At 66.2% G+C, this 24,757-nt stretch carries 19 protein-coding genes; 13 read left to right on the forward strand and 6 right to left on the reverse strand.

What is annotated here, in order from left to right; genetic code table 11:
- Window positions 1-11: 11 nt before the first annotated feature.
- The 7 genes from CAL18_RS16405 (at window position 12) to CAL18_RS16435 (ending at window position 9,777) form a co-directional block, all read left to right on the forward strand.
- Window positions 12-3,197 (forward strand): efflux RND transporter permease subunit, encoded by a 3,186-nt coding sequence (locus CAL18_RS16405; RefSeq protein ID WP_026641385.1) that lies wholly within the window; start codon window positions 12-14, stop codon window positions 3,195-3,197.
- Between the two features lie 13 nt (window positions 3,198-3,210).
- Window positions 3,211-4,683 (forward strand): efflux transporter outer membrane subunit, encoded by a 1,473-nt coding sequence (locus tag CAL18_RS16410; RefSeq protein ID WP_419670218.1) that lies wholly within the window; start codon window positions 3,211-3,213, stop codon window positions 4,681-4,683.
- A 516-nt stretch (window positions 4,684-5,199) separates the two neighbouring features.
- Window positions 5,200-5,766 (forward strand): RNA 2',3'-cyclic phosphodiesterase, encoded by a 567-nt coding sequence (gene thpR, locus CAL18_RS16415; RefSeq protein ID WP_094818342.1) that lies wholly within the window; start codon window positions 5,200-5,202, stop codon window positions 5,764-5,766.
- Window positions 5,767-5,811: 45 nt separating this feature from the next.
- Window positions 5,812-6,372: a 5'-3'-deoxyribonucleotidase gene (locus tag CAL18_RS16420; protein ID WP_026641382.1), complete on the forward strand. Its 561-nt coding sequence runs from the start codon at window positions 5,812-5,814 to the stop codon at window positions 6,370-6,372.
- A gap of 150 nt (window positions 6,373-6,522) precedes the next feature.
- Window positions 6,523-7,860 carry an NAD(P)H-dependent oxidoreductase gene (locus CAL18_RS16425; protein WP_094818343.1) on the forward strand — a complete coding sequence of 446 codons (1,338 nt, stop codon included), beginning with the start codon at window positions 6,523-6,525 and terminating at the stop codon, window positions 7,858-7,860.
- A 290-nt stretch (window positions 7,861-8,150) separates the two neighbouring features.
- Window positions 8,151-9,041, forward strand: a complete 891-nt coding sequence (locus CAL18_RS16430) for a TauD/TfdA dioxygenase family protein (RefSeq protein ID WP_094818344.1) — start codon at window positions 8,151-8,153, stop codon at window positions 9,039-9,041.
- Between the two features lie 25 nt (window positions 9,042-9,066).
- Entirely contained in the window at window positions 9,067-9,777 is a 711-nt protein-coding gene (locus tag CAL18_RS16435; protein WP_026641379.1) for an RraA family protein, read from the forward strand.
- 60 nt (window positions 9,778-9,837) lie between these two features.
- Here CAL18_RS16435 and CAL18_RS16440 read toward each other — a convergent pair whose 3' ends face one another.
- Window positions 9,838-10,719, reverse strand: a complete 882-nt coding sequence (locus tag CAL18_RS16440) for a LysR family transcriptional regulator (protein ID WP_094818345.1) — start codon at window positions 10,717-10,719, stop codon at window positions 9,838-9,840.
- Between the two features lie 108 nt (window positions 10,720-10,827).
- On the opposite strand from CAL18_RS16440, the gene CAL18_RS16445 reads away from it, so the two are divergent.
- A complete protein-coding gene (locus CAL18_RS16445) occupies window positions 10,828-11,991 on the forward strand; it encodes an MFS transporter (RefSeq protein ID WP_094797452.1) in 1,164 nt (387 codons plus the stop codon).
- Window positions 11,992-12,211: 220 nt separating this feature from the next.
- Window positions 12,212-13,021, forward strand: a complete 810-nt coding sequence (locus CAL18_RS16450) for an SDR family oxidoreductase (RefSeq protein ID WP_094797453.1) — start codon at window positions 12,212-12,214, stop codon at window positions 13,019-13,021.
- A gap of 21 nt (window positions 13,022-13,042) precedes the next feature.
- On the opposite strand, the gene CAL18_RS16455 is transcribed toward CAL18_RS16450, so the two are convergent.
- Together CAL18_RS16455 and CAL18_RS16460 are read right to left on the reverse strand one after the other, a co-directional pair.
- Window positions 13,043-13,432: an AtuA-related protein gene (locus tag CAL18_RS16455; RefSeq protein ID WP_094797725.1), complete on the reverse strand. Its 390-nt coding sequence runs from the start codon at window positions 13,430-13,432 to the stop codon at window positions 13,043-13,045.
- A complete protein-coding gene (locus CAL18_RS16460; RefSeq protein WP_094818346.1) occupies window positions 13,425-14,801 on the reverse strand; it encodes an acyclic terpene utilization AtuA family protein in 1,377 nt (458 codons plus the stop codon). The genes CAL18_RS16455 and CAL18_RS16460 overlap by 8 nt, the downstream gene beginning before the upstream one ends.
- 93 nt (window positions 14,802-14,894) lie before the next feature.
- On the opposite strand from CAL18_RS16460, the gene CAL18_RS16465 reads away from it, so the two are divergent.
- On the forward strand, window positions 14,895-15,842 hold the full coding sequence (locus CAL18_RS16465) for a LysR family transcriptional regulator (protein WP_094818347.1): 948 nt from the start codon (window positions 14,895-14,897) through the stop codon (window positions 15,840-15,842).
- A gap of 236 nt (window positions 15,843-16,078) precedes the next feature.
- Here the strand turns inward: CAL18_RS16465 and ilvD are convergent, their stop codons facing one another.
- Together ilvD and CAL18_RS16475 are read right to left on the reverse strand one after the other, a co-directional pair.
- Window positions 16,079-17,938, reverse strand: coding sequence for a dihydroxy-acid dehydratase (gene ilvD, locus CAL18_RS16470; RefSeq protein ID WP_094818348.1), 1,860 nt, complete (start codon window positions 17,936-17,938; stop codon window positions 16,079-16,081).
- An 88-nt stretch (window positions 17,939-18,026) separates the two neighbouring features.
- Entirely contained in the window at window positions 18,027-18,920 is an 894-nt protein-coding gene (locus CAL18_RS16475; protein WP_094818349.1) for a LysR family transcriptional regulator, read from the reverse strand.
- A gap of 108 nt (window positions 18,921-19,028) precedes the next feature.
- On the opposite strand from CAL18_RS16475, the gene CAL18_RS16480 reads away from it, so the two are divergent.
- Both CAL18_RS16480 and CAL18_RS16485 read left to right on the forward strand, forming a co-directional pair.
- Window positions 19,029-19,571, forward strand: a complete 543-nt coding sequence (locus CAL18_RS16480; RefSeq protein ID WP_094818350.1) for a GNAT family N-acetyltransferase — start codon at window positions 19,029-19,031, stop codon at window positions 19,569-19,571.
- 12 nt (window positions 19,572-19,583) lie between these two features.
- Window positions 19,584-20,819: an MFS transporter gene (locus tag CAL18_RS16485; RefSeq protein WP_094818351.1), complete on the forward strand. Its 1,236-nt coding sequence runs from the start codon at window positions 19,584-19,586 to the stop codon at window positions 20,817-20,819.
- A 165-nt stretch (window positions 20,820-20,984) separates the two neighbouring features.
- Here the strand turns inward: CAL18_RS16485 and queC are convergent, their stop codons facing one another.
- Complete coding sequence (gene queC / locus CAL18_RS16490; protein WP_094818352.1) at window positions 20,985-21,698, reverse strand: 7-cyano-7-deazaguanine synthase QueC; 714 nt, start codon at window positions 21,696-21,698, stop codon at window positions 20,985-20,987.
- Window positions 21,699-21,857: 159 nt separating this feature from the next.
- Between queC and ppc the strand changes: the two genes are divergently transcribed.
- The gene (gene ppc / locus CAL18_RS16495; protein ID WP_094818353.1) at window positions 21,858-24,713 is read left to right on the forward strand and encodes a phosphoenolpyruvate carboxylase; all 2,856 of its coding nucleotides are present in this window, start codon (window positions 21,858-21,860) and stop codon (window positions 24,711-24,713) included.
- The last annotated feature ends 44 nt before the right edge of the window (window positions 24,714-24,757 follow it).

Genomic DNA, 24,757 nt, shown 5'->3' on the forward strand with positions numbered 1-24,757 from the left:
GGAAGCCGAGCATGAATATTTCCAAATTCTTCATCGACCGCCCGATTTTCGCGGGCGTGCTGTCGGTGGTGGTGCTGCTGGCCGGCCTGTTGGCCATGTTCCAGCTGCCCATTTCCGAGTATCCGGAAGTGGTGCCGCCTTCGGTGGTGGTGCGCGCGCAGTATCCCGGCGCCAACCCTAAAGTGATCGCGGCCACGGTGGCCTCGCCGCTGGAAGAATCGATCAACGGCGTCGAAGACATGCTGTACATGCAGTCGCAGGCCAATAGCGACGGCAACCTGGCTGTGACGGTGCACTTCAAGCTGGGGGTGGACCCGGACAAGGCGCAGCAATTGGTGCAGAACCGCGTGGCGCAGGCGCTGCCGCGCCTGCCGCCCGACGTGCAGCGCCTGGGCGTTACCACCACCAAGAGCTCGCCGACACTGACGCTGGTGGTGCACCTGATTTCGCCTGACGACCGCTACGATATTACGTACCTGCGCAACTATGCCGTGCTGAACATCAAAGACCGGCTGGCGCGCATCGGTGGCGTCGGCGAAGTGCAGATATGGGGTTCCGGCAGCTACTCGATGCGCGTATGGCTCGATCCGCAGAAGGTTGCCCAGCGCGGGCTGACCGCCACCGACGTGGTCAATGCCATCCGCGAACAGAACGTACAGGTGGCCGCCGGCGTGATCGGCGCGTCGCCCACGCAAGGCGATGTGCCTATGCAGTTTTCAGTCAACGCGCAGGGCCGCCTGCAGGATGAAGTGGAGTTCGGCAACATCATCCTGAAGTCGTCGCCCGATGGCGCGGTGACCCGCCTGTCTGACGTGGCGCGCATCGAACTGGGCGCGCAAGAATATGGCCTGCGTTCGCTGCTGAACAACAAGCCGGCCATCGGCATGGGCATCATGCAGTCGCCGGGCGCCAATGCGCTGGATGTGTCGGCGCAAGTGCGCGAAGCCATGAAGGAACTGTCGGCGGATTTTCCGCCGTCGGTCGAATACCGCATTGAATACGACCCCACGCAGTTTGTGCGCGCCAGCATCAAGGCGGTGATCACCACGCTGCTGGAAGCCATTGCGCTGGTGGTGCTGGTGGTGATCGTGTTCCTGCAGACCTGGCGCGCATCGATTATTCCGCTTCTGGCGGTGCCGGTTTCCATTGTGGGCACGTTTTCGCTGCTGCTGATGTTCGGCTATTCGATCAACGCGCTGTCGCTGTTCGGCATGGTGCTGGCCATTGGCATTGTGGTGGATGACGCCATCGTGGTGGTCGAGAACGTAGAACGCAATATCGCGGCCGGGCTCACGCCGCGCGATGCCACCTACCGGGCCATGCGCGAGGTAAGCGGCCCCATCATCGCCATCGCCTTGACGCTGTGCGCGGTGTTCGTGCCGCTGGCGTTCATGACGGGCTTGTCGGGACAGTTCTACAAGCAGTTCGCCATGACCATCGCCATTTCGACGGTGATCTCGGCCTTTAATTCCCTGACGCTATCCCCGGCGCTGTCCGCCCTGCTGCTCAAGGGCCACCACGACAGGCCGGACATGCTGACGCGCGGCATGAACAAGGTGTTTGGCGGATTTTTCAACTGGTTCAACCGGTTCTTCGGGCGCGCGTCGGACTCATATGCCACGGGAGTCACCCGCGTGATCCGCCACAAGGGTGGCGCCATGGCGGTGTACGCCGCGCTGCTGGCGGCCACGGTAGGCATTTCGTATATCGTGCCCGGCGGGTTCGTGCCGGCGCAGGACAAGCAGTACCTGATCGGCTTTGCCCAGCTGCCCAACGGCGCATCGCTGGATCGCACCGAAGATGTGATACGCCGCATGTCGGACATCGCCATGCAAGAGCCCGGCGTGGAAAGCGCCATTGCTTTTCCCGGCTTGTCGATCAACGGGTTCACCAACAGTTCCAGTGCCGGCATCGTATTCGTGACGCTCAAGCCTTTTGCCGAACGCGACAGCGCCGGCCTGTCGGGCGACGCGATCACGGCAAGCCTGAACGGCCAGTTCGGGGCGATCAAGGACGCCTTCATCGCGGTGTTTCCGCCGCCGCCGGTGATGGGGCTGGGCACCATGGGCGGCTTCAAGCTGCAGATCGAAGACCGTTCGGCCCTGGGCTACGCAGAGCTGGACAAGGCGACGCAGGCATTCCTGGAAAAGGCGCGCCAGGCGCCTGAACTGGGCCCCACGTTCACCAACTATCAGATCAATGTGCCGCAGCTCGATGTGGATCTTGACCGGGTGAAGGCCAAGCAGCTGGGCGTGCCCGTGACTGAAGTGTTCGATACGCTGCAGATTTACCTGGGCTCGATGTATGTGAATGACTTCAACCGCTTTGGCCGGGTGTTCCAGGTGCGTGCCCAGGCCGATGCGCCGTATCGCTCGCACCCCGACGACATCCTGCAGCTGAAAACGCGCAGCGAAACCGGCCAGATGGTGCCGTTGTCGGCGCTGGTGGACGTGAAGCAGACGTTCGGCCCCGAAATGGTGGTGCGATACAACGGCTTTACCGCCGCCGACATCAACGGCGGGCCGGCGCCCGGCTATTCGTCGGACCAGGCCCAAGACGCGGCCGAGCGCATCGCGGCCGAGACCCTGCCGCGCGGCATCAAGTTCGAATGGACCGACCTGACTTACCAGCAGATCCTGGCAGGCAACGCGGGCATATGGGTGTTTCCCATCAGCGTGCTGCTGGTGTTCCTGGTGCTCGCCGCCTTGTACGAAAGCCTGACGCTGCCGCTGGCGGTGATATTGATCGTGCCCATGAGCATTCTGGCCGCGCTGACCGGGGTATGGCTCACGCAGGGCGACAACAACATCTTCACGCAGATCGGCCTGATGGTGCTGGTGGGGCTGTCGGCCAAGAACGCCATTCTGATCGTGGAGTTTGCGCGCGAGCTGGAAATCCAGGGAAGCAGTCCGCTCGACGCGGCTATCGAAGCCAGCCGCCTGCGCCTGCGGCCGATCCTGATGACGTCGATCGCCTTCATCATGGGCGTGGTGCCGCTGGTGCTGTCTACCGGCGCCGGCTCGGAAATGCGGCAGGCGATGGGCGTGGCGGTGTTCTTCGGCATGCTGGGCGTGACGCTGTTCGGGCTGTTCCTGACGCCGGTGTTCTACGTGCTGCTGAGGTCGATGAGCTCGCGCAAGCTGCACTCGGCCACCCATCACGAGGCGCCCGTCCCCGCGCCGCATGCGGGCCATTGAAGAGAGCATGACCATGAAGCACTTATTGACACGTTCGTCCGCGCTGCTGCCCTTGCTGCTGTTGTTGGCCGGCTGCGCGGTGGGCCCCGAGTACCAGCGGCCGCAGGTCGACACGCCGGCCGCCTACAAAGAGGCGCTGCCCGCCCATGAAGCGGGCAGCTGGAAAACCGCGCAGCCCGCCGAAGAGGCCCTGCGCGGCGAATGGTGGAAGCTGTTTGGCGACCCGACGCTGAACGCGCTCGAGGCAGAGGCGCAACAGGCCAATCACAACCTGCAAGCCGCCGCGGCCCGTCTCAAGCAGGCGCGCGCCCTGCTGGGCACGGCGCGATCCGGGCTGTTTCCGACGGTGGACGCGGGTTTCGGGCCAACGCGCCAGCGCCCGTCGCCGGCCTCGCAGGGGCTGGCCGACGACGCCTCGGCCGACACCACCACACTGTGGCGCGCCCAGGTGGGGGTGGCATACGAGGCCGACCTGTTCGGCCGTGTGGCATCGACCGTGGACGCGGCCACCGCAGACGTGCAGCAGAGCGAGGCCTTGTACCGTTCGGTGTTGCTTGCCTTGCAGGCGGACGTGGCCGAAGCCTATTTCCAGGTGCGCGAGCTTGACGCCGGCCTGCAGTTATACCGGCAGACGGTGCAATTGCGCAGCGAAACGCTCGACCTGATCCAGCGCCGCTACGACGCCGGAGACATCAGCGAACTGGACCTGGCGCGGGCGCGGTCGGAACTGGAATCGGCACGCGCCGAAGCGCTGGGCTTCGAGCGCCGCCGCGCTACAGCCGAACACGCGCTGGCCGTGCTGTTGGGCAGGACACCGGCCGAATTCAGCCTGCCCGCCCAGCCGCTGACGCGGGTGTCGGTGAGCATACCGGCCGGGCTGCCGTCCGCGCTGCTTGAGCGCCGTCCGGACATTGCGGCCGCCGAACGCGCGATGGCCGCGGCCAATGCGCGCATCGGCGCCGCCCAGGCGGCATTCTTCCCGCGCCTGGATATTACGGGAGCAGCAGGGTTCGAATCATCCGAACTGGGCAACCTGTTCCAGTGGTCCAGCCGTACCTTCCTGCTGGGCCCGCTTGTGGGCGCAGCGCTGTCGCTGCCGATCTTTGATGGCGGCCGCCGCCAGGCGGGGCTGGACCGGGCCCGCGCGGCGTACGAAGAAGATGTGGCGAACTATCGGCAAACCGTGTTGAACGCATTCCGCGAAGTGGAAGACAACCTGTCGAACCTGCGCATTCTGTCGAACCAGACACAGGCACAGGATGCGGCCCTGCAGGCGTCGCAGCGCGCGGCACGCATTTCGCATGTGCAGTATGAGGAAGGGTCGATCAGCTATCTGGATGTGATCGAGGCCGACCGCACCGTCCTTGCGCAGCAGCGTGTATCGGTGCAGCTCGACGGCGAACGCGCCCGCTCGGCCGTCCGGCTCGTGCGCGCGCTGGGCGGCGGCTGGGACACCCCGCTGGCGCCAGCATTGGCGCAACGCTGACGGCAAGGGATGCGCGGGAGGGTGTCTGACACCTGGCGGAGTCAGACACCTGTAGGCTGTCTTGAATGGGACGGGCTTGGTGTCCGGGAGATGGCCTGGGTGTCTGACTCCGAAAGGTGTCAGACACCTGTAGGCTGTCTTGAATGGGACGGCCTGGCGTCCGGGAGATGGCCTGGGTGTCTGACTCCGAAAGGTGTCAGACACCGACGGGTACACCTAGCTGGCGCCCGCATTCGCGCAACGATGACGGCAAGGGGTGCGCGGGGGTGTCTGACACCTGGCGGAGTCAGACACCTGTGGGCTGTCTTGAATGAGACGGGCCTGGCGTCCGGGAGATGGCCTTGGTGTCTGAGGAGACGGCCTGGGTGTCTGACTCCGAAGGTGTCAGACACCGACGAATGTGGGGTGGCAACGGGGTTGCCGCTTTCAGCTGAGCGCGTTCGCCGCGGCGTGACTGATGTTGTTGTTCTTGCGCACTGGTTTCGATTTGCCTGGAGTCGTCCATAATGTGGCGTCATGCCCGCCTCTTTCAATACCGCTGTGCCCGACGCTGCTACGGCTCCAGGCCGGGCACGGCTGTTTTTTGCGTTATGGCCTGGGCCAGGACTGGCCGCCACGCTGGCAGGCTGGGCCGCACAAGCCCAGGCCGCCTGCGGCGGTCGCGCCATGCGGCCCGATACCTTGCACCTGACCTTGGCGTTTTTGGGCGCGGTCGACGCTGACCGGGTGCCCGACCTGGTGGCCCAAACCCTGAGCCAGCCCGCGTTGCCGGGCCGCATCACCCTGGACCGGTACGGCGTGTTCCGCCGCCAGGGCATCGTGTGGGCCGGCCCTGCGGACCCGCAGGCCGCGCTGCAGAACACCTACGACCGCCTGTGGGACTGGCTGGAACCCATGGGTTGGCGTAGGCCGGCCCAGGCTTTCCGGCCGCACGTCACCTTGCTGCGGCGCGCCAGCCAGCTGGACAACCTGCCGCCCGCGCCGCCGCCGGCGAACTGGGCCTACGACGGCTATGTGCTGGTGCAGTCGCGCCCGCAGAACGGCGTCGCAAACTATCAGGTGCTGGCCCGCTCGCCGGGCTGACGCCGCATGGCACAATCTAGACCCCATCCTGCCTGTACAGCCCACATGCTGATCCTGCTTGACCAAGATGGCGTGCTGGCCGATTTCGAGCACGCTTTCATCGACGCCTGGCGCGAGCGCCACCCCGATATCGAGCCGGTGGCATACGAAGACCGCCGCGCTTTCCATATCCTGGAAGACTACCCGGCCGAGCTGCGCCCGCGTGCCGAAGCCATCTATACGTCGCCGGGCTTCATCAGAAATCTGCCCCCGGTACCCGGCGCGGTCGAGGCCTACCACGCGCTGCTCGGCCTGGGCATGGACGTGCGCATCTGCACGTCGCCCCTGCGGCAGTTCGAGAATTGCGTGGCCGAGAAATTCCTATGGGTCGAACGACACCTGGGGCGCGCGGCCACCGAGCGCATGGTGCTCACGCGCGACAAGACGCTGGTGCGCGGCGACCTGCTGATCGATGATCGGCCCAGTATCAACGGAGCGGTGCCGCCCAGCTGGCGCCATATCGTGTACGACGCTCCCTATAACCGCCACGTTGCCGACCGCCCGCGGCTGACCTGGGCCAATTGGCGCAACGTACTGGCGGGCGAACTGTATCGCGCCGACCGATAGCGCCAGGCGCAGGCCGCCCCGCCGCCCAGGCAGCGGCACAAAATGTAGCGCCACAAGTTCAAAAAAGCCGCTATTCTGGCCTTCGCAACATGCCCGCGTCGGGCCGCCTTGCGCGGGCGCCGGCGCCTGCATCGCCAAGGAGACCGAGCCATGAATCTGCACCGCCTGCTCAAGCAGCGCCAGGCCGACCACAAGCCGCTACGTGTCGCACTATTGGGCGCGGGCAAGTTCGGATCCATGTTTCTCAGCCAGGCGCGCCGCACCCCCGGCATCCAGCTGGTTGCCGTCGCCGACCTGCAACCGGACCGCGCGCGCGCGGCCATGACGCGGGTGGGATGGCCTGCCGATGCCTTGCGGGCCGCCAGCCCGCAGGATGCGATGCGCTCGGGGCGGGTGTATTTCACCAACGACGCGGCGTCGGTTATCGCCAGCCCCGAGGTCGAAATCGTGATCGATGCCACCGGCCAGCCCGCCGCCGGCATCAGCCACGTGCTGGCCTGCTGCGAACACGGCAAGCACATCATCATGGTCAACGTAGAAGCCGATGCCCTGGCCGGCCCGCTGCTGGCGCGCCGCGCACGCGAGGCCGGCATTGTCTATTCGCTGGCCTACGGCGACCAGCCCGCGCTGATCTGCGAAATGATCGACTGGGCCCGCGCCAGCGGCTTTGAAGTGATCGCGGCGGGCAAAGGCACGAAATACCTGCCCGAGTTCCATACCTCTACCCCCGATACCGTATGGCCGTACTACGGCTTTACCGACGAAATGGTGGCGGCCGGCGACTTCAATGCCCAGATGTTCAACAGCTTTCTGGACGGCACCAAAAGCGCCATCGAAATGGCCGCAGTGGCCAACGCCACGGGGCTGCGGCCGGCGCCTTCGGGCCTGCATTTTCCGCCCTGCGGCGTGGACGACCTGGCGCGCGTGCTGCGCCCGCGCGAAGACGGCGGCATGTTGCACCATCGCGGGCAGGTAGAAGTGATTTCGTCGTTGGAACGCGACGGACGCCCTGTGTTCCGCGACCTGCGCTGGGGGGTATACGTGACGCTGGCAGCCGACAGCGACTATGTGCAGCGATGCTTCAAAGAATACGGCCTGATCACCGACCCCAGCGGCAACTATGCCGCCATGTACAAACCCTACCACCTGATCGGCCTGGAGCTGGGCATCAGCGTGGCAAGCGTGGGGCTGCGGCACGAGCCTACCGGGTCCGCGTCGGGATGGCACGCCGATGTGGTGGCCACGGCCAAGCGCGACCTGCCCGCCGGCCAGGAACTGGATGGCGAAGGCGGCTATACGGTGTACGGCAAGCTCACGCCGGCACGCGATTCGCTGCATGATGGCTTCTTGCCGCTGGGGCTGGCACACAAGGTAAGGCTCAAGCGTCCGGTACGGCAGTCGCAGCCGATACGGTGGCATGACATCGAGTTCGATGAGCATGCGCCGGCAGTGCGGTTTCGGCGCGAGATGGAAAAGTTGTTTGCCTAGACGCGCTGTGCCGCGAAGCGCGGCAGGTGGTGTCACACAGCGCCGTTCAAAGGTGTCTGACACCCAAAGGGAGTCAGACACCTGGCTCGAGCTGGTCCGCCCCTGCAACGGTGCCCGCAAAGGTGCCTGACACCCTTTGGTGTCAGACACCTGATCAGCTGATTCGCCCCCGGAAGTTCAAATGGTGAAATTCCCCTGCCCGCAGCTATGGGCAGGCCCGCGGCGCGCCGATATGCTGGACTTCGATCCGGCGGCGTGCGTCGCCGCCATGTCTTTCAAGTAGGCCCGCCATGCCCGACCAGCGCATTGAACTGAATCACCAGATGCTGCACGACGGTTTCGTCGTGGAAGTGCAGGAAAAAATCGAGCTGCTGCTGCAGGATCCCGCCGCCATCGAACAACTGCGCCTGCTGTGGCAGCAAGCGCCCGTGATGGTGTTCCGGCGCCAGTCTATCGAAGAGCACGAGCAGGTGCAGTTCAGCCAGCAATTCGGCGCCTGCGAGGTCATCGCCCGCAAAGACATTCTTTCGCCCTACCACGACGAGATCATCTATTTCAGTACGCTGCGCTATGCCGACGGACGCGGCGTGGGCGGCTTCGCAGGCGGCGACGACGTGGCCTGGCATTCCGACCAGACCTTCATGCGCGAGCCGGCCACCGGCGCCATGCTGTACGGGGTGGAAGTGCCCAAGGGCGGCGGCGACATCTACTGGGCCAACCAATACGCCGCCTGGGAAAGCCTGCCGCGCGACATCCAGGCGCTTATCGACGGCCGCGCCGGCATCTATCGCTATGCCAAGCGCATGGCGATCATGAACCCCCTGGAGCTCAAAAAAGACGCCAAACAGGCCAACGCGATGCTGAGCCTTCCGGATGCCAGCCATCCTGTCGTGCTGACCCACCCCATCACGGGCCGCAAGGCGCTGTACGCGGACCCGACCACGCTGGTGTCGATAGACGGCCTGAGCGAGGCCGAGAACGAGCGTGTGCTGCCGCTGCTGTTTGAAGCGGGCAGCCGCCCCGAACTCGTGTACCGGCACAAGGTGCACAACGGCGACCTGATCATGTGGGACAACGGCTGCACCATGCACCGGCGCGATGAAATGCGGCTGGACCAGCCACGCCTGATGAAACGCACGACCTTCCGCCTGTCGCCGCAAGCCTATTGCGTGCCGCACTAACCCTGGACTGCCAAAGGAACCGCAAGTGAATCGATCCCTAGTCTATCTGCGCGTCAACCGCGTGGACGCCGCCGTATGCGCGCAGGCGCGCGAGGTCAGCGTGTCTGACCTGCACGAGGCCGAGCACGCTGCGGGCCGTCGCGGCCTGATGTCCAGCCGCATGCGCCCGGTGGTGCCCGGCATGCGCATCGCCGGCCCGGCGGTCACCGCCTACTGCGCGCCTGGCGACAACCTGATGATGCACCGCGCGCTGTACCTGGCGCAGCCGGGCGATGTGCTGGTGGTCGTGTGCGAACCCGCCGTCTCGGGCGCCCAATGGGGCGACATGGCGGCGCGCTATGCATTGAAGAAGGGCCTGGCCGGCATTGTGGTGCAGGGCAGCGTGCGCGACACGGATATGCTGCGCGAACTGGGCAGCCCCACCTGGGCCACCCATATCTGCCCGTCGCACCCGGACAAGTCGGGGCACGGACGCGTCAACGCGCCGCTGGTCTGCGACGGCGCCCCCGTGTCGCCGGGCGACCTGATCGTGGCCGACGGTGATGGCGTGATCTGCGTGCCTCGCGAACACGCGGCCCAGTCGGTAGAGCGCGCGCTGGCGCGCATGCGCAAAGAAGACGCAGCCGCGATCGAGGTCGCCAATGGCGCGGCGGTCTGGGACCTGAGCGGCGCAGCGGCCAGCTACGCGCAGATGGATATCGAGGAAATCGACGCGGCCTTCGACGATCCGCGCTGACCCGCCCGCGTCGGCACGCGCCTGGCGCCGCCGGCGCGGCGGTGCCAGGCGCGTGCCTGCCTACATTCGTCGCGCGAAAAAATCCAGGAAGCAGGCGATCCGGCGTGCAAGCTGGGTGTTGCGGTAGTACACCGCATGCACCGGCTGGACGTGATCGGTGTGTGCGTCCTCCAGCAGCCGGACCAGCCGCCCCGCGGCCACGTCGGCATCTGCCATGAATTCCGAAAAGCAACCGATGCCTGCGCCGTGGATAGCCAGCTGGCGCAACGTCTCGCCGCTGGAGGCGGCCAGCGTGGGCACGATGGCGAGTTCGCTGCCGCCGGCGTGGCGCAGCGGCCAGACGTTCAGGCTTTCCGGCTGGGTAAAACCCAGCAATTCGTGCCGCTGCAGGTCTTCAACACTGCATGGCGTGCCGCGCCTGACCAGGTAGGCGGGGCTTGCCAGCACCCACCGGCGAGCCGGCCTGAGCGGCCGGGCGTGCAGGCTGGAATCGGCCAACGTCCCCACTCTTAATGCAATATCGGTGCGGTGCTCTACCAGATCGACGATACGGTCGTTACTGGTCAGCTCCAGTGAAATTTCGGGATACTGGGCGCGGAAGTCGGCGATATGCGGCGCAACACAGTGCAGCATCACGGGCACCGAGGCGTCCACGCGCAGCCGGCCCGATGGCTGCTGGTGACGGATACGCATGCATTCCTCGGCATCGTCCAGGCTGGCCACGATCTCGCGCGCCCGCTTCAGGAACAACTGCCCTTCTTCAGTCAGTTCCATCCTCCGTGTGGTGCGCGCCAGCAAAGTCACCCCCAGTTGAGACTCCAACCGCGACAGGCCCCTGCTGACGCCGGACGCGGTTTGCCCCAGCAACTCGGCCGCGCCGCTGAGGGTGCCGGTGTCCACCACCGCCAGAAACACACGCAAGGCGTCAGAATTCAAGGGCATTATTGACTCAAAAGCAAAGGTGATATGACCAGGAGAGTATTTTTCTCAAAAATAAGGCGGCGCACAATGCGGCATCGGGGTAAACCCCAACGTTTCAAGGAGTTTGATATGCCGATCGCGCTATGGGCGCTGGCCGTGGGAGCTTTTGGGATAGGGACCACGGAGTTTGTCATCATGGGCCTGCTGCGCGAAGTCGGGGCGGATCTGGGCGTGTCGCTATCGAGCGCCGGGCTTCTGGTCACCGGCTACGCCCTGGGCGTAGTGGCGGGTGCGCCGCCCGTGGCGATGCTCACGACCCGCATGCCGCGCAAGACGCTGCTGCTGGCCCTGATGTTGATCTTTACGCTGGGCAACCTGGCCTGTGCCATGGCGCCCGGCTACGGCGCGCTGATGGCAGCGCGAGTGCTGACTTCGCTGGCGCACGGCGCGTTCTTCGGTGTTGGTTCGGTGGTGGCCACCAGCCTGGTCAGGCCCGAAAAACAAGCCTCGGCGATTGCGCTGATGTTTACGGGCCTGACGCTGGCCAACGTGCTGGGCGTACCGTTTGGCACCTGGCTGGGCCAGCTGTGGGGCTGGCGCGCGACGTTCTGGGCGGTAACCGGGGTGGGCGTGGTGGCGATGCTTGCAATCGCCGTGTGGGTGCCGCGCATCCGCGGCGACCATGGCGGCGACCTGATGGTGGAATTGCGCGCGTTGGGCCGCCCCCAAGTGTTGCTGGGTTTTGCCATGACGGTGCTGGGTTTTGGCGGCGTGTTCACTGTGTTTACGTATATCGCAGCGCTGCTGACCGAACTGGCCGGATTCAACGCCGGCGCGATCTCGCCCATCCTGCTGCTGTTTGGCGTGGGACTGGTGGCGGGCAATACCTATGGCGGCAAACTGGCGGACAAGCGGCTCATGCCCACGCTGGCCGGCAGCCTGGCTTTGCTGAGCGTGGTCCTGGCGGTATTCAGTATCACCGCGCACGACAAGATCGCCGCTGTGATTACGGTGGCGGTGCTGGGCGCCGCGGCATTTGCCACCGTGCCGGCGTTGCAGATGCGTGTGCTCGAAAAGGCAGGCGACGCGCCCAATTTGGCTTCGGCCTTCAACATCGCGGCCTTCAATCTGGGCAATGCGGCGGGCGCGTGGCTGGGGGGAGTGACCATCGACCACGGCCCCGGCCTGGCAGCCACGCCACTGGTGGCCGCGGCGGTTACGGCCAGCGGCCTGCTCATTGCACTTTATAGCTGGAAGCTCGACCGCCAGCCGTGCACACTGGCCACGGCGTAAGAGCAAGGCATGCCGGCGCCTGGTGACGGATTGTTGAGGGTGTCTGACACCCTTCGGGAGTCAGACACCGGTGGCTTGTAGCCGAACTGGCCGGGGGGCATGTGGCAGGGGGCATGTTAGGTGTCTGACTCCCACAGGGTGTCTGACACCGGACTGCTGCCGTCGCCCGCGCGCGGATGAGGTATCGTTGACCGCGACGTTATCTGCGACGGGGAACGAAGTGAATCTGAAACTGAACGGCAAGGTCACGGTCGTGACGGGCGGCAGCAAGGGTATCGGGCTGGCGGTAGCGAATGCCTTCGCCGCCGAAGGCGCATACGTGGTCATCATTGCGCGCAGCCCCGAAGGGCTGGAACAGGCGCGCACACAGCTGCAGGCAAGCGGCCACAACGTCGCGGCGTATGCGGCGGACTTGTCGGACCCCCAGGCAGCCGCACAGGTCATTGAACGCATCGAGGCCGACATCGGCCCCATCGACATCCTGGTCAACAGCGCGGGCGCCGCGCGACGCCACGAACCGGAAGAGCTGGACGCCGCCAAATGGCGCGCCGCCATGGATGCCAAGTTCTTCCCGTACATCTACGTGCAGGACGCCGTGCTGCCGCGCATGCGCGAACGAGCGGCGTCGCGCCCGCCGGGAGCCATCAACGGCATTGTGGTGAACATCATCGGCAGCGGAGGCAAGCATCCCAAGAGCACCCACCTGGCGGGCGGTTCGGCCAACGCCGCACTGATGCTGTCTACGGTGGGGCTGGCGGGGCACTACGCGCAATACGGCATCCGCATCAATGCCATCAACCCGGGCCCCGTGTTTACGCAACGCGTAGAACAGGCCCTGGACCTGGACGCCCGGCGACGCGGCATCACGCGCGATGAAGCCCTGCAGCAGAACCAGGCCGGCATCCCGATAGGCCGTTACGCCAAGCCCGAAGAAATCGCCGACGTGGCTCTGTTTCTGGCCAGCCCGCGCGCGTCGTATGTGGTGGGCGCGATTATTCCGATGGATGGCGGCGCATCGGCTGTTATCTGAAGAGGCGCGCTGCGCCCGGGTTCAGGGCCGCGCGGCTGCCGCGTCGCAAGGCGGCGCCGCCGGCCCGGCCAGGTACTGGGCCAGATGCGGTGGCACCGCGATTTCCGCAGTAAGCATCCAGTACGACAGGGCCTTGCCGTGCGCGTCCAGGTTCAGCGCGCCGTTGACGCCGCCGTCCAGTGTCGAATCCATGACGAAGTTCAGCGCGCCCAGCTTGGGCAGCAGGTAACGCCGCGTGGCCGACGGCCGGCGATGGGCAAACAAGGCCTGCACCGCCGCCGTGGTGAGCTGCTCGACCAGCAGCGGATAAAGCGCATGGTTCCAGGCGATGACGCTGATGTTGGTGCGGTCGCCCTTGTCGCCGGTGCGCGCGTGGGCCACGCGCGACAAGGGCACGATGAGATCAGCCATGGGCATCCACCATTTCGAAGCCGGTTGCGACCAGGTCGCGCGGAACCAGGCATGACACCAGGTTCAGCCGGGGAGTAAGCGTTGTGCGCACTCCGCCGCCGCCGGCGGGGCCGCAGCAGTACAGGGCGGTGACTTCGCGGGTAAGCCGGGCCGCGTCTTCGCGGGTTTTGCCGTGCGCGGCCAGCCGCAACCTGACGTCGTCGCGATCGCCGGCCGGTTGGCTTCCCAGCAGGCGACCGTCGTCATCGCCGAAAATGCTGACGCAACCGATCAGGTCGGCGCGGATGCGCATGTCGGGCAGGCGCGCGGTCACCACATCGGCCGCAAGCCGCGCCCGTGCTTCGGCGCGGGGGCCGGCATATGAGATTTCGCCTTCGGCCAGCCAGCCGCCTTCGACACAGACATTGACCTTATAAGAAGACGGCCTGGGATGGCCTTGCACCCCGGTCAGGCGCACCTGATCGGAGCCCACCGCCCGTACCTCGGCCTGGGTAATGTCGGCGACCACGTCGGGCGTAAGGTAGCCGGCGGGGTCATGCACTTCGTAGAGCAACTGTTCGATGACGGTGGCCTCGGTAACCAGCCCGCCGGTGTTGTCGGCCTTGGTGATGATGCAGTTGCCGTCGGCGTCGATCTCGGCAATGGGAAAGCCCACCCGGTGCAGGCCGGGCACGTCCTTGTAGCCGGGGTCGGCGTAATAGCCTCCGGTAACCTGCGCCCCGCATTCGAGCAGATGCCCGGCCATGGTGGCGCGCCCCAGACGAGTCCAGTCGTGCGGCTGCCAGCCGAAATACGACATGACCGGCCCCACCGTGAGCGACGGGTCGGCCACGCGCCCGCACACCACAATATCCGCCCCGTGGTCGAGCGCGGCGCGGATGGGCTCGCCGCCCAGATAGGCGTTGGCGCTGACGACATGCGACGGATCGTAGGATGGGCCCAGGTAGCGCGACAGCAGTTCCGCGTGGCGTTGCCCGGAAATGTCATCGCCCGTGACGACCGCGATGCGCGGTTTGCGCAACCCCAGTTCGTCCGCCATGCGCAGGATGTGGCGAGCGGCGCCTTTGGGGTTGGCCGCCCCGAAGTTGCTGACGATGCGTATGCCGTACTGCAGGCAGCGGGCCAGCACCGGACGCAGCATGTCGTCGAGCAGTGGCTCGTAGCCGGCCTGCGGATCGGCGCGCTTGCGCAGCTGCGCCAGGGCCAGGGTGCGTTCGGCCAGTGTCTCGAAAATAAGAAAGGCGCGGCCCTGCGCCGGCGCACCGCCCAGCCGCGCAATCAGGGTGTCGACCACCGGGCCTGCCGCGTCGGTCCGGTCGCCCGAGAAGCCCGCCGCACAGCCTATCCATAGGGAAGGAATCGAATTCATCGCCGTTCTGCCCGCCATCAGTCAATGCAGAGTCTAGAATAGGCGCAACGATAAGTTAAATCGATTCTACGTATCGATTAATCGGCAATCCGGATGAAACTCTCGGCAGACCTCTCGACGCGCCAGTTGCGCGCCTTTGTAATGCTGGCGGATCTGCGCCATTTCACCAAGGCCGCGCAGGCGTGCCACTTGTCACAGCCCGCATTCAGCGCGCAGATCCAGTCTCTGGAATCGGCGTTGGGCGTGCGCCTGTTCGACCGCAGCACCCGCCGCGTGATGCTGACCAAAGAAGGCGAACTTTTCGACCCGCTGGCCCGCAGCCTGCTCGCGGACCTGGGGCATGCGATGGCGCAGATCGAAAACTACGCTGAACTGCGCCGCGGCCGCGCGCATATTGCCGCCTTGCCGTCGCTGGCGGCGGGATGGCTGCCGGGCGTACTGAAGGATTACCACGCGGCGCATCCCGATATTGAGCTTGTGCTGTCTGACGTGCTGTCGGACCAGTGCATAGAGCTCGTGCGCAGGGGCCAGGCCGACTTCGCCCTGGCGTCGCGGGGCACGCGGCCCGCCGACCCGGCGGTGCTGCACGCACAGCCGTTGTGCAGCGACACATTCCACCTGGTTTGCCGCAAAGACCACCCGCTGGCGCAGGAACAGAACCTGACGCTGCGCGACCTGGCGCCCTGGCCGTTTATCCATCTTGCGCGCCACAGCAGCGTGCGCCAGGCGGTCGAGGCCGCATTGCATCCGCTGGTGGTGCGCACGCTGCTCGAGGTCGAACAGTTGGCCACCGTGGCCGGCATGGTCGAGGCGGGGCTGGGCATCAGCCTGGTGCCGACCTACACGCTTTATCAGTTTGAACGCCCCGGGCTGGCGGTGCGCCCGATCTCGCTGCCGGGCATGAAAAGGCAGATCTACATCATCCGCCGGCAGGACGAGCAATTGTCGATCGCCGCACAGGCGTTGTACGACCTGGTGATAGACCGCCTGGGAACGCCCGCGGCCGGGCCCGCGCGGCGTAGCCAGCGCCAGCGGGTGTAGTGACGGCGGGCAGGTGTCTGACACCCTTCGGGAGTCAGACACCGGTAGACGATCAAATGGACGGCGTGTGCTGTACGGGTGTCTGACACCCTGCGGGAGTCAGACACCGGTAGAGCAAATGGACGGCGTATGCTGTATGGGTGTCTGACTCCCGAAGGGTGTCAGACACCGGTAAACGGTGGCCTGTGCTCTATTGGTGTCTGACTCCCGAAGGGTGTCAGACACCGGCCAATTGCTCAGCGACGCAGCTGCGAGACGTCGCGTACGGCGCCGCGGTCGGCGGAGGTGGCGAGCGCGGCGTAAGCCTGCAGGGCTTGCGACACCACGCGTTGGCGGTCGACCGGCCGCCAGGCTTGTGCGCCGCGCGCCTGCATGGCAGCCCGCCGCTCGGCCAGGGTTTCATCGGAAACCGCCAGATGCACCTTGCGGTTCGGGATGTCGATTTCGATAGTGTCGCCGTCTTCGACCAGGCCGATATTGCCGCCCTCGGCCGCTTCAGGCGAAGCGTGGCCGATAACCAGGCCCGACGACCCGCCCGAAAAGCGGCCGTCGGTGAAAAGCGCGCAGGTCTTGCCCAGGCCCTTGGACTTCAGGTACGAAGTCGGATAGAGCATTTCCTGCATGCCGGGGCCGCCCTTCGGGCCTTCGTAGCGGATGATCACGACATCGCCCGACTGCACCTTGTCGCCCAGGATGCCTTCAACGGCGTCGTCCTGGCTTTCGAACACGCGCGCGCGGCCGGTAAAGACCCACTGCGATTCGTCCACGCCTGCGGTCTTGACGATGCAGCCGTTGGGCGCCAGGTTGCCGTACAGCACGGCCAGGCCGCCATCTTGCGAGTAGGCGTGTTCTTTGCTGCGGATACAGCCCGACTGGCGGTCGAGGTCCAGCGTCAGGAAGGTGGCGTCCTGGCTGAAGGCCACCGTGGTGGGAATGCCGCCGGGGGCCGCGCGATAGAAGTCGAGCGCATCGCTGCCCGCGCCGCCGTTGACGTCCCACTTTTTGATGGCCTGGCCCAGCGTGCCGCTGTGCACGTTGCCGCAGGTCAGGTCGAGCAGATCGGCGCGGGCAAGCTCGCCCAGAATGCCCAGGATGCCGCCGGCGCGATGCACGTCTTCGATGTGATACTTGTCGGTAGCCGGCGCGGCCTTGCACAGGCAGGGCACCTTGCGCGAAATGCGATCGATGTCGGCCATGGTGAAATCCACGCCCGCTTCCTGCGCGGCGGCCAGCAGGTGAAGCACCGTATTGGTGGACCCGCCCATGGCCACGTCCAGCGTCATGGCGTTCTGGAATGCGCTCTTGGTGGCGATGCTGCGCGGCAGGACGGACGCGTCGTCCTGCTCGTAATAGCGGCGGCACAGGTCGACGACAAGACGGCCGGCCTGCTCGAACAGGCCCTTGCGCCACGCATGCGTGGCCACCAGGGTGCCGTTGCCGGGCAATGCCAGGCCGATGGCTTCGGTAAGGCAGTTCATGGAATTGGCCGTGAACATGCCCGAACACGAACCGCACGTGGGACAGGCGCTGCGCTCGAACTGCTCGGCCTCGGCATCGGTGACGTTGGGGTCGGCCGCCTTGATCATGGCGTCGATCAGGTCGATCTTGGCGATGACCTTGCCATCGGTAGGCGACTTGATCTTGCCGGCTTCCATCGGGCCGCCCGACACGAATACCACCGGAATGTTCAGCCGCATCGCGGCCATGAGCATGCCCGGGGTGATCTTGTCGCAGTTCGAGATGCACACCATCGCGTCGGCGCAGTGGGCGTTGACCATGTATTCGACCGAGTCGGCGATAAGTTCGCGCGATGGCAGCGAATACAGCATGCCGCCATGGCCCATGGCGATGCCGTCGTCGACGGCGATGGTGTTGAATTCTTTGGCGACGCCGCCAGCCGCTTCGATTTCGCGGGCGACCAGCGCGCCCAGGTCGCGCAGATGCACATGGCCCGGCACGAACTGCGTAAAAGAATTGACGACCGCAATGATGGGTTTGCCGAAGTCGCCGTCCTGCATACCGGTGGCGCGCCACAGGGCGCGGGCGCCGGCCATATTGCGGCCGTGGGTGGACGTGCGTGAGCGGTATTGCGGCATGGTCTTTCTCGAGCGGGGTTGGGTTCGCAAACTGCTAAATAATACGCCGGATCGCGAGCCGGCGTCCGGTTCCGCGCCCGCGCCCGCCCTAGCGGCGCGCGCCCCGCAACCCCAGCAGCGCCGCGTGCAGCTGCCCTAGGCCGCGATGCAGCGGCTTGTCGCCCCGCAACACCACGGCCAAGGTGCGCGACAGCCGCGGCGCCAGCGGCCTGACGCGCACGCCGTGCCTGCCCCGCCCTGCGGGAACCGCCATGCCGGGCAGGATTGCGCAGCCCAGGCCGGCCGCGACGATCTCTTTCATGGCTTCGGTGCTGCCCAGTTCCATGACGGGCCGCACGCGCAGGCCAGCGGTCTCGAACCAGCCATCGACCAGTTCGCGCGTGCGCGCGCCGGGCTCGAACAGCACCAGCGGCAGTTCGGCCAGCGCGTGCGGGGTCACGCGTGCTGGCCATTTGCCCTGCTCCGGAAAAATGGCGACAAACTCGTCGTCCAGCACCGGCGTTGTCTGGAACATGCGGCCCGGCGCGGGCAACGTCACCAGGCCGATGTCCAGCGTGTTGGCTTCGATGCCACGCAGCACATCGGCGGTATTGCCGGTGCTGGCCACGATTTCCAGCGCAGGGAAGCGGCGCCGCAGGTCGGCCAGCAGCCGCGGCAGCAGATAAGCGCACGCCGTGGCGCCCGTGCCCAGGCGCACGCGCCCGACGATCTGGGTGCTGTGGGCCTGCATGCTGCGCTCGGCCTGCTCGACCTCGGCATCGATGGCGCGGATATGCGCCAGCAAGTCGGCGCCGGCGGCAGTGGGCGCCACGCGGCGCCCCACCCGCTCGGCCAGCCTCAAGCCGTACCGGCGTTCAAGCTGGCGAATCTGCAGGCTGACCGCAGGCTGGGTCAGCCCGTGCTTCTGGGCCGCAGCCGAGAAGCTGCCCAGCTCGATCACGTCGAGAAAAATGCGCAGGTGATCCAGGTTCAGGCCGCGCATGACGGGGCAGTCCCAAAGAATTTCTTATGCATTGAATAATAAACCAAAGCTTTATTAATGCGGTGCCGGGGCGCAAACTTGCCGGGTTCGACACTGCGCCCTTTTGCCATGCCCAATCCCGATCCCGTGATCGTGCGCGACAGCACCGACGCCGACCTGGACGCCATCCAGGCGATCTACAGCTATCACGTGCTGCACGGCACGGCTTCATTCGAGCTGGACCCGCCTACCCTGGAAGACATGCGCGCCCGGCGCGCGGCCGTGCTGGCGCAAGGGATGCCATACCTGGTGGCCGAGCAGGCTGGCGAGGTGGTGGGATATGCGTACGTCACGCCCTACCGGCCGCGCCCGGCCTATCGGCACACCGTGGAAGACTCGGTGTACGTCAAGCCCGCCAGGGCAGGACGCGGGATAGGCGGCCGGCTTCTGGCCGAGCTGATCCAGCGCTGCACCACGGCGGGCTGGCGCCAGATGCTGGCCGTGGTGGGCGACAGCCGCAACGCCGCATCGCTGGCCCTGCACGCCAGCCAGGGATTCCACCCGGCCGGCACGCTGCGGTCGGTGGGCCACAAGTTTGGCCAATGGCGCGACACCGTGCTGATGCAACGGGCGTTGGGCGACGGCGACTGCAGCGCGCCGTCGCGCCCCTGAACGGCGCCAGCCATGGCAGCCGCTATCCCCGCACGAGCCGTCGTCTGCCTGGGGCTGACCCAACTGGTGAGCTGGGGCATTTCGTTCTACTTGATCAGCAACTTCGGCCCCGCCATGCAGGGCGAGCTGGGATGGAGCGGCGCGCAGATCTATGCGGGGTTCTCGCTGGCGATTGTGGTGATGGCCTTTGCATCCCCCGCGGCAGGCCGCGCCATCGACCGGTGGGGCGGACAACGCGTGATGCCCGCGGGCGCGGTACTGCTCGCCATAGGGTGTGCGTTGCTGGCAGCGGCACATGCGCCCATCCCCTACTACGCGGCCTGGATAGTGCTGGGGCTGGGGATGCGGCTGACCCTGTACGACGCGGCGTTCGCCACACTGGCGCGCATCGGCGGTCCGCAGGCGCGGCGCGCAATGTCGCAGATCACGTTGTTCGGCGGGCTGGCCTCGACCGTGATGTGGCCAACCGGGCAGTTGCTGGCGCAGTGGCTGGGGTGGCGCGGCGCCGTGCTGGCCTATGCCGGCTTTGCGTTGCTGACGCTACCCCTGTACCTGACACTGCCGCGGGCGCGCTACGCAAGCGGCGCGCACCAGGCGGCGCATCGGCCCGGCCTGGCACGCACGCCGGCCGACCAGAAACTGGCGCAAGGCCTGTACGCGCTGATCGCCATGCTGACCAATTTCCTGGCGGCGGCCAACGCCACGCACCTGATCGCCATGCTGACCGGACTGGGCCTGGCGGCGTCTGCGGCGGTAGGCATTTCGGCGCTGTGGGGAATAGGCCAGGTTGGCGCACGGCTGCTGGAATTGCTGTTTGGTGCGCGCCTGCATCCCCTTACCCTGAACCTGGCCACCACGGTGGCAATGCCGTTGTGCTTCCTGGCGGGAGCACTGGCGGAATACCCGGTGGCGGCAGCCCTATACGCGGGCCTGTATGGCGCCTGCAACGGGTTGCTGACGATTACGCGCGGCACGTTGCCGCTCGCGCTGTTCGACTATCGGGTGTATGGCGCCCTGGTGGGCCGGCTGCTGGTGCCGGGCTTTTTGCTGACCGCCGTCGCGCCGGTGGCCTATGCCGAATTGATTGACTGGCAAGGCCCGCGCGCGGCAATGCTGACGTCGATGTGCCTGGCCGCCGTGATCCTGTGGGCATCGGCGTGGCTGTACTGGCGGTTCCGGCCAGCGGCGCCGGGCCACGCCGACGCCATCGCAAGCCCGGCAACCGGCCCATCAGAAGACGGGCCGTGATGGGTGTCTGACTCCCGCAGGGTGTCTGACACCTTCGGAGTCAGACACCTGTGCACCCTTGCATACTCGGCGACAACGGCAGCGCGTCCGGTGTCTGACTCCCGCAGGGTGTCTGACACCTTCGGAGTCAGACACCTGCCCAGGGCAGCGCACCTTGCACCGCCATCACGCCTTGGCGCGGTTGCGCCAGCGTTCCCACCCCGCCTTGCGCAGCGCGCATGCCGGGCATGTTCCGCACCCGTAACCCCAGCCGTGCCGCGCACCGCGTTCGCCCAGGTAGCAGGTGTGGCTATGTTCCACGACGATGTCCACCAGCGTCTGGCCGCCCAGCTGCCGGGCCAGGTCCCAGGTGTCGGCCTTGTCTATCCACATCAGCGGCGTTTCGATCGTGACGCGCGTGCCCAGGCCCAGCCCCAACGCCACCTGTTGCGCCTTGATCGTGTCGTCCCGGCAATCGGGATAACCGGAAAAATCCGTTTCACACATGCCGCCGACAAGCACGTCCAGCTGTCGCCGGTAGCCCAGCGCGGCGGCCAGGGTCAAGAACAGCAGGTTGCGACCGGGCACGAATGTGTTTGGCAGGCCATTGGCCTGCATTTCGATGGCGCGTTCGCTCGTCATGGCGGTATCGCCAACCTGGCCCAGCACGCGCAGATCAAGCACATGGTCGGCCCCGAGCTTTTCGGACCAGTGCGGAAACGCCGCCCGCAGCTGGTTCAGCACATTGATGCGCGCATCGAGCTCGATGCGGTGGCGCTGGCCGTAGTCAAACGCCACGGTTTCCACGTGCGCGTAACGGGCCAGCGCCCAGGCCAGGCAAGTGGTGGAGTCCTGCCCGCCGGAGAACAGCACCAGGGCGCGTCGTTGATGGTTTTGCATAAAGAATTCAACCGGATTAATAGACAAGGCACTATCGAAATGTACCGCAGGCGTGTTTGCGCCGCCGCATGCGTACAATGGCCGCCGTCAACTGTTTTTGCTGCTGTTTCGTATCGCCGAAGAATCGATTGTCAACCTTCTCTTCCTGACGGATTTTCCATGAAAGCCATCCGCCCGCAGTCTGCCACTGCCGAACCCTTGCGCCACGACATCCGGCTACTGGGCCGATTATTGGGACAAGTCATTCAGGAATGCGAAGGCGAACGCGTTTTCGACACCATCGAAACCTTGCGGCGCACCGCGGTGCGATTTCGTCGCCAGGGCAACGAGGCCGACAGCAAACTGCTGGAGCAGCGTGTCAAGCGGCTGCGCAACAGCGACCCCAACTCGGTGGCGCGCGCGTTCAGCTATTTTCTGCACTTGTACAACCTTGCCGAAGACCGCGACCAGAACCGCGAACAGCGCAAGCGCGCCCTGACCGACGACGCCCCTGCGCGCGGCAGCCTGCGCGATGCCTTTGCGCAACTGAAAGAACAGGGCGTGAGCACGGCGCGCATCCGGCGCATGCTGGCCGAGGCCTTCGTGTCGCCCGTGCTTACCGCACACCCCACCGAGGTGCAACGCAAGAGCACGCTGGACGTGCACCGCGAAATCGCCGCCCTGCTGCTGCAGCGCGACGGCGAGCTCACCACCGAAGAAGCCGCCGACATCGACATGGCCCTGCTGGGCCGCGTGGCCACACTATGGCAGACCCGCATGTTGCGCTACACGCGCCTGACGGTGGCCGACGAGATCGAGAACGCGCTGTCGTACTACCGCAGTACGTTCCTTAACGTGATCCCGCGCGTCTATGCCGAACTTTCGCGCCTGCTGGGGCGGGATTCGGGCAAACCGTTCGCCGCGCCGCCCCCACCGCTCGAGCCCTTCCTGCGCATGGGAAGCTGGATCGGCGGCGACCGGGACGGCAACCCCAACGTCGACGCCCGCACGCTGGAATTGGCCTTGCTGCGACAGGCTACCGTGCTGTTTGAATACTACCTGCAAGAAGTACACGCGCTGGGCGCGGAACTTTCGATCACCACCTTGCTGATCGAGGCAGACCCTGCCCTGCACGCGCTGGCCGACAGCGGCGGCGACGACTCGCCGCACCGCCGCGATGAACCCTACCGGCGGGCTCTGGTGGGGGTCTATGCCCGCCTGGCCGCCACCGCGCAGCGGCTGACCGACCGCGACCTGGCGCGCCGCGTCACGCACCCCGCGCCGCCGTATGACGCGCCCGAAGAACTGGCCGCCGACCTGGCCGTCATTGCGGCCTCGCTGGCCGCGCATCACGCCGCGCCCATTGCCCGCCTGCGCCTGGCCGGCCTGCAACAGGCCGTTGAAGTGTTTGGCTTTCACCTGGCCACCGTCGACCTGCGGCAGAGTTCGGACGTGCACGAGCGCGTGCTTGCCGAACTGTTCGAACGCGCCGGCGCCCAGCACGACGGCAAGCCGGTGGACTACGCCAGGCTCGATGAAGACTCGCGTATCGCCGTGCTGCGCGCCGAGCTGGCGCTGGCCCGGCCGCTGGTATCGCCTTGGATCACCTACAGTGAAGAAACCCGGCGAGAGCTGGCCGTACTGCGCGCGGCGGCAGAAGGGCGCGCCCGCTACGGCAAGCTCGCCGTGCAGCAGACCATCGTGTCGCACACCGAAACCCTGAGCGATTTGCTCGAAGTGCTGGTGCTGCAAAAAGAAACCGGTCTGATCGTCGACCCGGCGCCCGGCGAATCCGTCGCCGCCGGCGACGGCCTGATGGTGGTGCCCTTGTTCGAGACCATACCCGACCTGCAGCGCGGCCCCGGCATCATGGCCGCGTGGCTCGATCTTCCCGAAGTCCGCCAGCGCGTCAAGCTTGCACAGGGCGGCACGCAGGAAGTCATGCTGGGGTATTCCGACAGCAATAAAGACGGCGGCTTTCTTACGTCGAACTGGACGCTGTACCAGGCCGAACGTGAACTGGTGGACGTATTCAGCGCGCGTGGCGTGCGGCTGCGCCTGTTCCACGGCCGCGGCGGTTCGGTGGGCCGCGGCGGGGGTTCGAGTTTCGACGCTATCCTGGCGCAGCCGCCGGGCACGGTGGCCGGGCAGCTGCGTCTGACCGAACAAGGCGAAGTCATCCAGAGCAAATACAAGGACGCGGAAGTCGGCCGCTGGCACCTGGAACTGCTGGTTGCCGCCACGCTGGAATCGACCCTGGCGCCGCGCGCGGCCGCCACCAGCGCCGAAGATGCGCACATGGCGCATTACGGCCCGGCAATGTCTTTCATGTCCGACACCGCGCAACGCTGCTACCGCGGCCTGGTGTACGACACCCCGGGGTTCGCGGAGTACTTCTTTGCGGCCACCCCCATTACCGAAATTGCCGGACTGAACATCGGCTCACGGCCGGCGGCGCGCAAGCAAGGCCAGCGCATTGATGACCTGCGCGCCATTCCGTGGGGCTTTTCATGGGCGCAATGCCGCCTGATGCTGACGGGTTGGTACGGCGTGGGTTCTGCCATCGAGACCTATCTGGAAAGCGGCGCACCCGGCGCACCGCGTTCGCGCCGCGCCCGCCTGGCCCAGCTGCGCGAAATGGCACGCGAATGGCCCGGGTTCCGTACATTGCTTTCGAACATGGAAATGGTGCTGGCCAAGTCCGACCTGGCCATCGCGGCGCGCTACGCACAACTGGTGCCGGGGCGCTCGCTGCGCGAGCGCATCTTCGGGCAGATCAGCGCAGAACACGCGCGCACCGTATCCATGTTGCGCCTGTTGACGCAGCGCGACCTGCTGGCGGACAACCCCGTGCTGCTTACCTCGCTGCGCGAGCGCTTTGCCTACATCGACCCGCTGAACTACCTGCAGATCGAACTGATCCGCCGTTGGCGCGCCGCGCAGCGCGACGGCAACGGCGAGCCCGACCCGCGCGTACGCAGCGCCATTCACCTGACCATCAACGGAATCGCGGCGGGGCTGCGCAACACCGGCTAAGCGCCCACGTGCACACCACGCGACGCCGGTGCCGGATACCTTCC

It is taken from the genome of Bordetella genomosp. 7 (assembly GCF_002261415.1).
Classification (GTDB): domain Bacteria; phylum Pseudomonadota; class Gammaproteobacteria; order Burkholderiales; family Burkholderiaceae_B; genus Bordetella_A.

Excerpts from the sequence above, each read along its gene's own strand:
- CAL18_RS16405 (WP_026641385.1), top strand. The coding sequence starts at position 12 with ATGAATATTTCCAAATTCTTCATCGACCGCCCGATTTTCGCGGGCGTG.
- CAL18_RS16410 (WP_419670218.1), top strand. The coding sequence starts at position 3,211 with ATGAAGCACTTATTGACACGTTCGTCCGCGCTGCTGCCCTTGCTGCTG.
- thpR (WP_094818342.1), top strand. The coding sequence starts at position 5,200 with ATGCCCGCCTCTTTCAATACCGCTGTGCCCGACGCTGCTACGGCTCCA.
- CAL18_RS16420 (WP_026641382.1), top strand. The coding sequence starts at position 5,812 with ATGCTGATCCTGCTTGACCAAGATGGCGTGCTGGCCGATTTCGAGCAC.
- CAL18_RS16425 (WP_094818343.1), top strand. The coding sequence starts at position 6,523 with ATGAATCTGCACCGCCTGCTCAAGCAGCGCCAGGCCGACCACAAGCCG.
- CAL18_RS16430 (WP_094818344.1), top strand. The coding sequence starts at position 8,151 with ATGCCCGACCAGCGCATTGAACTGAATCACCAGATGCTGCACGACGGT.
- CAL18_RS16440 (WP_094818345.1), bottom strand. The coding sequence starts at position 10,719 with ATGCCCTTGAATTCTGACGCCTTGCGTGTGTTTCTGGCGGTGGTGGAC.
- CAL18_RS16445 (WP_094797452.1), top strand. The coding sequence starts at position 10,828 with ATGCCGATCGCGCTATGGGCGCTGGCCGTGGGAGCTTTTGGGATAGGG.
- CAL18_RS16455 (WP_094797725.1), bottom strand. The coding sequence starts at position 13,432 with ATGGCTGATCTCATCGTGCCCTTGTCGCGCGTGGCCCACGCGCGCACC.
- CAL18_RS16460 (WP_094818346.1), bottom strand. The coding sequence starts at position 14,801 with ATGAATTCGATTCCTTCCCTATGGATAGGCTGTGCGGCGGGCTTCTCG.
- CAL18_RS16465 (WP_094818347.1), top strand. The coding sequence starts at position 14,895 with ATGAAACTCTCGGCAGACCTCTCGACGCGCCAGTTGCGCGCCTTTGTA.
- ilvD (WP_094818348.1), bottom strand. The coding sequence starts at position 17,938 with ATGCCGCAATACCGCTCACGCACGTCCACCCACGGCCGCAATATGGCC.
- CAL18_RS16475 (WP_094818349.1), bottom strand. The coding sequence starts at position 18,920 with ATGCGCGGCCTGAACCTGGATCACCTGCGCATTTTTCTCGACGTGATC.
- CAL18_RS16480 (WP_094818350.1), top strand. The coding sequence starts at position 19,029 with ATGCCCAATCCCGATCCCGTGATCGTGCGCGACAGCACCGACGCCGAC.
- CAL18_RS16485 (WP_094818351.1), top strand. The coding sequence starts at position 19,584 with ATGGCAGCCGCTATCCCCGCACGAGCCGTCGTCTGCCTGGGGCTGACC.
- queC (WP_094818352.1), bottom strand. The coding sequence starts at position 21,698 with ATGCAAAACCATCAACGACGCGCCCTGGTGCTGTTCTCCGGCGGGCAG.
- ppc (WP_094818353.1), top strand. The coding sequence starts at position 21,858 with ATGAAAGCCATCCGCCCGCAGTCTGCCACTGCCGAACCCTTGCGCCAC.